This window comes from Ruegeria sp. CJ3 (assembly GCF_056536725.1).
This window is the reverse complement of record NZ_JBQFQE010000020.1, coordinates 1-3513: the sequence shown is the minus strand read 5'-3', so window position 1 is coordinate 3513 and position 3513 is coordinate 1. Positions and strand designations below refer to the sequence as shown.

At 52.1% G+C, this 3513-nt stretch carries 1 protein-coding gene; it reads left to right on the top strand.

What is annotated here, in order from left to right; genetic code table 11:
* A partial coding sequence (locus tag ACR0J1_RS19340; protein ID WP_480752363.1) for a calcium-binding protein occupies positions 1-3513 on the top strand: 3513 nt, incomplete at both ends.

Genomic DNA, 3513 nt, shown 5'->3' with positions numbered 1-3513 from the left:
CCTCGGAGACGGATCGTACAGCATCCACGACTACGATGACTTCATCGACCAAACCGACAGCCTCACATTCACAGATGTGAATCCAGATGAGCTGACGGTGGGTCGCGTGGGTAATGATCTGACGATCACCCTGTCCAATGGTGAGCAGGTCACGCTTTCCAACCAACTTGACGAGAACAAGTGGCGTTCGATTGAGACCGTCTCGTTTGCGGACGGTACGACCCTTAACCAGGACGAGCTGCGCGACCGCATGGTCTCGGATATGAAGTCGTCGGGCACGGTGATCGGCAGCGAGAATGGCGAGAACTATGCGCATGCACTAGGGGACGGCTCTTATTCGATCTCGGACTACGATGACTTCATCGACCAAACCGACAGCCTCACTTTTACAGATGTGAATCCAGATGAGGTGACGGTGGGTCGCACAGGCAATGATCTAACGATCACTCTGTCTAACGGTGAGCAGATCACACTGGTCAACCAGCTTGACGAGAACAAGTGGAGTTCGATCGAGACCGTCACCTTCGCAGACGGCATGACACTGAACCAGGACGAGCTGCGCGATCGGATGGTCTTGGATATGAAACCGACAGGTACGGTGGTCGGGACTGAAAACGCTGAAAACTACATTCACGCTGCCGGTAATGGTTCCTATACGATCACCGACTACGACAGGTTTTCCAATCACACTGACACACTGACGTTCACGGACCTAACTCCTGATCAAGTACATTTCAGCAATGGCAATGGTTCTGACCAAAATCTGATCATGACTACTTCAGGTGGCGATGTGATCACTTGGCAGCACCATTTCCAGAGCCAAGGCTACAACGCTGTAGAATTCATCCATTTCAGTGACGGGACGACCTATGACTGGCTTGATATTCGTGGCAAAGCCCTCTTGGGTAACGATGGCGATGATACAATCATCGGTTGGGAAACGGATGATGTTCTCCGAGGCGGCCGTGGGGACGACGAACTGTATGGCGGTTCTGGCAATGATACTCTTTATGGCGATGAAGAGAATGATCGGCTTGACGGCGGCGCGGGTGATGACAGTCACTATGGCGGATCTGGCGAAGACTACATCCTGGGCAATGCGGGTTCGGATTTATTCGATGGTGGCGAAGGCGCGGATACGATTGATTTCACTTACACCTCGAACCAATTTGCAATTGATCTGACAGCAGCGTTGGCCACGTTTGAGGATGGCACAACCGAACAGGTCCTGAACTTCGAGAATATTGTTGGCGGTGCTGGTAACAATGCGTTGACTGGCACCTATGCCTCCAATGAGATCGCCGGTGGTGCTGGCCATGATGTGATCTCCGGTCTCGCCGGTGATGACCTGCTGAACGGAGATGAGGGCGACGACCAGATTGATGGCGGTGCCGGCGCGGATAGCCTGTTCGGTGGTGATGGCAACGATACCCTGACCGGTGGTACCGGTGATGATCAGCTCTACGGCGGTGAGGGTAACGACATTCTGGTTGCGGGCGACGGTATGGAAGCCTTCGATGGTGGCGAGGGCGTAGATACGCTCGACTATTCCTTCTCTTCGGACCATGTGACGATCAATCTCGCTGAATCCAAGACGGTGCTGACAGGTGGTGTCGAAGAACAGGTTGCCAACATTGAAAACATTATCGCTGGTGCAGGAGACAACATTCTGATCGGTTCCGACGCGGACAATGAAATCCGAGGAGGCCTAGGAAGTGACGCGATTACAGGCGGTTCTGGCAATGATACTCTTTATGGCGATGAAGAGAATGATCGGCTTGACGGCGGCGCGGGTGATGACAGTCACTACGGCGGATCTGGCGAAGACTACATCCTGGGCAATGCGGGTTCGGATTTATTCGATGGTGGCGAAGGCGCGGATACGATTGATTTCACTTACACCTCGAACCAATTTGCAATTGATCTGACAGCAGCGTTGGCCACGTTTGAGGATGGCACAACCGAACAGGTCCTGAACTTCGAGAATATTGTTGGCGGTGCTGGTAACAATGCGTTGACTGGCACCTATGCCTCCAATGAGATCGCCGGTGGTGCTGGCCATGATGTGATCTCCGGTCTCGCCGGTGATGACCTGCTGAACGGAGATGAGGGCGACGACCAGATTGATGGCGGTGCCGGCGCGGATAGCCTGTTCGGTGGTGATGGCAACGATACCCTGACCGGTGGTACCGGTGATGATCAGCTCTACGGCGGTGAGGGTAACGACATTCTGGTTGCGGGCGACGGTATGGAAGCCTTCGATGGTGGCGAGGGCGTAGATACGCTCGACTATTCCTTCTCTTCGGACCATGTGACGATCAATCTCGCTGAATCCAAGACGGTGCTGACAGGTGGTGTCGAAGAACAGGTTGCCAACATTGAAAACATTATCGCTGGTGCAGGAGACAACATTCTGATCGGTTCCGACGCGGACAATGAAATCCGAGGAGGCCTAGGAAGTGATACGCTTGAAGGCGGCGATGGCTCGGACACCTATGTATACGCACTTGGAGATGGCAACGACACGATAGCAAACCGCAGTACAATAGATGCTTCGGATAGGATACTGTTTGTCGATTTGAATGCTGCTGACGTCAGCTTTAGTCACACAGACAGTGACGACCTGCTTATAACTACGCAAAACGGCGAAACAATCCGTGTATTGAATCACTTCGGAAGCGATCTGGACGATATAGAACTGATCGAATTCTCAGATGGTTCGCAATTAGATGCGCAGGGTATAAGAGACAAAACTGTTTCTGACATGAAGACAAGTGGAACAGTCTTGGGTTCTGCTTTGACTGAAAACTATGTGCATTCTCAAGGTGATGGGTCATACACAATCGTCGAGAGCCTCAATGATCACCTTGTCCTCGACACGCTAACATTCGCAGATTCTTACTTTGGTGATGTAGCATTTGCACAAGTTGAGAATGACCTGACGATTACGCTGAGTGATGGCGATGTGATTACGGTTGCCAACCATTTTGCCGAAACGATGGCCTCAGGTATCGAGACGATCATTTTCACTGATGGTTTGAGCTTGGATGGTCAGGGTATTTTGGATGCTGTTATGGCACCGCCGCCGCCAGCAACAGACGACATTTTGACGGAGACGTCAGGGAACGATGTGTTCGAGTTCCGGCCCAACATGGGTAACGACCAAATTGTTACGTCTACAGCAGGTTCTAGCGAAGTTGATCAGATCGTTTTTGAGGACGGAATAACAATCCAAAACGTTTTCACGACTTTTGTCGACGCCGGTGGAAGTTCTTCACCCGATCTGAGAATTGGCCTCACCAACGCTGCGGGCTCGCTTACCATATTGGACTACGGAAACGACAACTATTATTCCGAACGGTACCACATAAATGAGTTTGTATTCTCAGATGGGACAGTACTGAGCCGCAATGAGTTCATGGTTGCGACGTTGGGCACGGATGGTGACGATCACTTTGACGGTTCCGGCGAGAGCGACGACTACGTGTTCCGCGGTGGCGAAGGCAATGACAC